5 protein-coding genes are annotated in these 4565 nt (G+C 57.1%); 4 read left to right on the top strand and 1 reads right to left on the bottom strand.

Going from position 1 to position 4565, the window contains the following annotated elements; all coding sequences use genetic code 11:
• A partial coding sequence (locus ALO64_RS04145) for a recombinase family protein (RefSeq protein ID WP_162232059.1) occupies positions 1 to 146 on the bottom strand: 146 nt, incomplete at its 3' end.
• Between the two features lie 206 nt (positions 147 to 352).
• Between ALO64_RS04145 and ALO64_RS04140 the strand changes: the two genes are divergently transcribed.
• The 4 genes from ALO64_RS04140 to ALO64_RS04125 all read left to right on the top strand — a co-directional run.
• Positions 353 to 595, top strand: coding sequence for a ribbon-helix-helix domain-containing protein (locus ALO64_RS04140; protein WP_044345611.1), 243 nt, complete (start codon positions 353 to 355; stop codon positions 593 to 595).
• Positions 595 to 1014 (top strand): putative toxin-antitoxin system toxin component, PIN family, encoded by a 420-nt coding sequence (locus ALO64_RS04135; protein ID WP_044324867.1) that lies wholly within the window; start codon positions 595 to 597, stop codon positions 1012 to 1014. Before ALO64_RS04140 ends, ALO64_RS04135 begins: the two co-directional genes overlap by 1 nt.
• 3 nt (positions 1015 to 1017) lie before the next feature.
• Positions 1018 to 3993: a Tn3 family transposase gene (locus tag ALO64_RS04130; protein WP_044345612.1), complete on the top strand. Its 2976-nt coding sequence runs from the start codon at positions 1018 to 1020 to the stop codon at positions 3991 to 3993.
• A gap of 30 nt (positions 3994 to 4023) precedes the next feature.
• Positions 4024 to 4565 (top strand): YecA/YgfB family protein (locus ALO64_RS04125; protein ID WP_054991665.1); only part of this gene is annotated, 542 nt, incomplete at its 3' end.

Below are 4565 nucleotides of genomic sequence, written 5' to 3'. Positions count from 1 at the left end.
AGCAGTTCGTCCAATGCGGGCCGCGCCGTTTTCGAGCCACTGGCTACATCTTGGTAAATGCGTTCGCAACCGGCGCGTTTGAGTGCATCGAGCTGCAGGTCGAGATTTTGGTCGCGCGTGCTTACGCGGGCATAGCCGATTTTCATCAAAAGTCTTCTTTACTCGTCTGATTTCGGCAATATCGAACTTTGATACGTCAAACCATTATTATGAACCTGTTGTGGGCACAGACGGCGTGTACGGCTGATCGTTTGTTAAAGTTTCGAAAAACGATCGTTTTATCGAACCATTGCAGTGTAGCGTAACAAAGCGTACAAACACCTAAATGCAAAAACACCGATCAGGAGAGCACATGAATACTGTTCGCTGGAACATCGCCGTATCGCCGGACGTGGACCAGTCCGTCCGCATGTTTATCGCGGCTCACGGCGGAGGACGCAAAGGCGATCTGTCACGCTTTATCGAGGAGGCCGTACGCGCTTATTTACTGGAACAAGCTGTCGAGCAGGCGAAGGCCGCCGCCGCCGCCGGCATGAGCGAAACGCAGCTGACCGATCTCATCGACGAGGCCGTGCAATGGGCGCGTGAGCACTGATGCGGGTCATTCTCGACACCAACGTCCTGCTCGGCGCACTGATCTCGCCACTCGGCGCACCCGATGCGATTTATCGTGCCTGGCGCGCTAAGCGTTTCGATCTGGTGACATCAACGGCCCAGCTCGACGAGCTGCGTCGTGTAAGTCGTTATCCGAAGCTCAAGGCTATTTTGCCTGCCCACCGCGTTGGCACGGTGGTCAACAACATGCAACGCGCCATCGTACTGGATACGTTACTGCCTCTGGCGGAGGGCATTGAAGCTGAGGATCCTGATGACACCTTTTTGCTCGCGATGGCAGTGACTGGCGAGGCTGACTACCTCGTAACCGGTGATCGACGGGCCGGGTTGCTGCAACGTGGCAGCATCGGCCGTACGCGGATCGTCACCCCGGCCACTTTTTGCGCCGATGTACTGTAACGCATGCCCGTCAGCTTCCTGTCGACCACGCAACGGGAACGCTACGCTCGCTATCCAGAGACACTTTCCAGTGAAGAACTGGCGCGCTACTTCCACCTGGACGATGATGACCGCGAGTGGATCGCCACCAAACGTCGTGACAGCAGCCGTCTGGGCTATGCACTACAACTGACAACCGTGCGTTTTCTTGGTACGTTTCTGGAGGATCCCACTGCCGTGCCAGAAGCCGTACTGCGCACCCTCGCAACCCAGCTCAATATCCCTGAGTTTGCCGATTGCGTCGCAGCTTATCGCAGAACCAGGCAGCGCTGGCAGCACACAACCGAAATCCGCGCACGCTATGGCTACCGTGAGTTCGCAGACACCGGCAATCAATTTCACCTTGGGCGCTGGCTATGCGCCCTGTGTTGGACGGGCACCGATCGCCCGAGTGTGCTTTTCGAGCATGCCAACAGTTGGTTGATCGGTCACAAGGTACTGCTGCCTGGCGTCACCCTTTTGGAACGATTCGTTGCCGAGGTGCGGTCGCGCATGGAGTCGCGCCTTTGGCGGTTGCTGACGCGTGACGTAACAGATGTCCAGCGGCAGCGCCTTGACGATTTGCTGGATCCTGTCGAAGGCAGTCGCCAGTCCTGGCTTGATCGATTACGCAAGGGACCGGTACGCGTGAGTGCCCCAGCACTGGTACAAGCATTGTTGCGCATCGAAACGATACGTGATCTGGGAATCAAACTGCCTAATACCAAGGTACCGCCCAGTCGCATCGGGGCATTGGCACGCTTTGCCAGCACCGCCAAAGTCTCAGCTGTGGCCAGACTTCCAGACGCACGGCGCATGGCTACCCTGGTGTCTTTTGTCCACAGTCTAGAAGCCAGTGCTCATGACGATGCCCTTGATGTGCTCGACCAGTTGTTGCGCGAACTGTTTAGTAAGGCGCAAAAGGAAGATCGCAAGACCAGGCAGCGTACGTTGAAAGACTTGGATCGGGCTGCTTCAATGCTGGCCAGCGCATGTCGAATGCTACTCGACCCAAGTCTGCTAGACTGCGAATTACGCGAGCGTGTGTATGCCGCTATTGGACAAGACGAACTGACCCAGGCCCTGAACGATATTGGTACTCTGGTGCGCCCGCCAGACTATGTGTTTTACACCGAACTGGCGGCCAAACAGGCGACTGTGACGCGCTTTTTACCGACGCTGCTGCGTGTCATCCAGTTCGACGCCAATCCGACAGCACGCCCACTGGTACAGGCACTGCAATGGTTGCATCAGAGGCCAGACCATGACCCAGCTATCACCATTGTGGACAAGGCATGGCAACGTCATGTCGTGGGAGAGGACGGAAAGGTCAATTCCAGAGCCTTTGCCTTCTGTGCCCTCGCCAAGTTGCGTGTGGCGATTCGTCGGCGCGACGTATTTGTCAATTCAAGCTGGCGATATGCCGACCCGCGCGCGGGCCTGTTAGAAGGGACCGAGTGGGAGGCTGCGCGGCCTGTCATTTGCCGCTCACTGGAGTTGAGCGTGCAACCGCAGGCCACCTTGGCCGCGTTGACACAGGAACTGGATGAAACCTATCGGCGCGTCGCTGCACGCCTGCCCGACAACGACGCAGTTCGCTTTGAGACAGTCGGCGACAAGACAGAATTGGTACTCAGCCCGCTGGAAGCATTGGCGGAACCGGCATCGCTGATCGCTTTGCGTCATGAGATCAAGATACGCATGCCCCGCGTCGATCTGCCGGAAATCCTACTGGAGATAACAACCCGCACCGACTGCATGGAGGCGTTCTCGCATCTAACTGAACGCACAGCACGGGCCGCCGATCTAAACACCAGTCTGTGCGCGGTGCTCCTGGCCGAAGCCTGCAACACTGGCCCCGAACCGTTTGCACGCCAGGACACACCAGCACTGCGGCGGGACAGACTGCTGTGGGTTGATCAAAACTACGTGCGGGATGACACGCTGACTGCCTGCAATGCCGTGCTGGTAGCCGCACAAAACCGCATCGCACTGGCCCGCACTTGGGGAGGCGGCGATGTAGCTTCGGCTGACGGCATGCGCTTTGTGGTGCCTGTACGCACCGTCCATGCCGGACCAAACCCAAAATACTTCAATCGTGGACGCGGCGTGACTTGGTATAACCTGCTGTCCGATCAATGCTCGGGGCTAAACGCGATTACCGTCCCCGGCACCTTGCGCGACAGCCTGGTGTTACTGGCGGTCGTACTAGAGCAGCAGACCGAATTGCAGCCCACGCAGATCATGACCGACAATGGCGCTTATAGCGATGTAGTGTTCGGCTTGTTCCGGCTTCTGGGGTATAGGTTTAGCCCACGCTTGGCAGACATCGGTGGCACTCGGTTCTGGCGAGTCGATGCACAAGCCGACTACGGCGAACTCAACGCTCTGGCAAAACAGTGCGTCAACCTTGATCGCATCACACCACATTGGGACGACGTACTGCGTTTGATTGGTTCACTCAAACTTGGCTTGGTGCCCGCGATGGGAATCATGCGCACCCTGCAGGTCGATGAGCGACCGACACGACTGGCCCAGGCCATCGCTGAAATTGGTCGCATCGACAAGACTATTCACACACTGAACTTCATTGACGACGAGTCGCGCAGACGCGGAACGCTGCAGCAACTCAATCTCGGCGAGGGTCGCCATAGCCTGGCCCGCGAGGTCTTCCACGGCAAGCGCGGAGAACTGTTCCAGCGCTACCGCGAGGGACAGGAGGATCAGTTGAGTGCGCTCGGACTAGTCGTGAACATGATCGTTTTGTGGAACACCTTGTACATGGACGCGATACTCACACAGCTACGCCGCGAAGGCTATCCGGTGCGACCCGAAGACGAGGCGCGGCTTTCGCCGTTTGGTCATGAGCATATCAACATGCTCGGGCGCTACTCATTCTCCGTACCGGATGCCGTCGCACGCGGAGAACTGCGGCCACTTGGGAAAGCCTCAGAAACCTGAATTACTCAACTTTATTGGAACAAACACCCCATGAGCCATCCACCTTTTCAACAAGCGCTGACCGATGCCGAACTCGATAGGCTGACTGATTTTCTTGATGCCATCGGCTCACCGGCCATGAACATTGAAATGCTCGACGGCTATTTTGCGGCACTGATCTGTGGTCCGGAGATGGTGCCTCCCAGCGAGTACCTACCACAAATCTTGGGCGAGAATTTCAGTTTTGAGAGCAATGCTCAGGCTACCGACATGATGGGGCTCATCATGCGCCACTGGAATACGATTGCATCGGTATTGCTTCACACGCTGGAGGAGCCTGACGTGTATTTGCCAGTGCTGTTGGAGGATGACGATGGCATTACTTACGGCAACGATTGGGCTCTGGGCTTTATGCGCGGAGTTCAGGCCCGACCTGGAAGTTGGCGTGACCTGATCGACAGCGACGAACATAGCGGGCCGATGCTCCCCATCATGCTCTTGGCCTATGAGAATGACCCAGATCCAGCGCTGCGACCACCGTCGGTTACTAACGAAAAGCGTGAAGAAGTGATTGAGATGATGATCGCCAGTCT

Origin of the sequence: Pseudomonas meliae (assembly GCF_001400515.1) — a bacterium.
GTDB lineage: Bacteria > Pseudomonadota > Gammaproteobacteria > Pseudomonadales > Pseudomonadaceae > Aquipseudomonas > Aquipseudomonas amygdali.
This window is presented reverse-complemented; position numbering and strand designations above follow the sequence as displayed.

Bases quoted from the DNA above. Each gene is read 5' to 3' on its own strand.
- ALO64_RS04135 (WP_044324867.1), top strand. From the start codon at position 595: ATGCGGGTCATTCTCGACACCAACGTCCTGCTCGGCGCACTGATCTCG.
- ALO64_RS04130 (WP_044345612.1), top strand. From the start codon at position 1,018: ATGCCCGTCAGCTTCCTGTCGACCACGCAACGGGAACGCTACGCTCGC.
- ALO64_RS04140 (WP_044345611.1), top strand. From the start codon at position 353: ATGAATACTGTTCGCTGGAACATCGCCGTATCGCCGGACGTGGACCAG.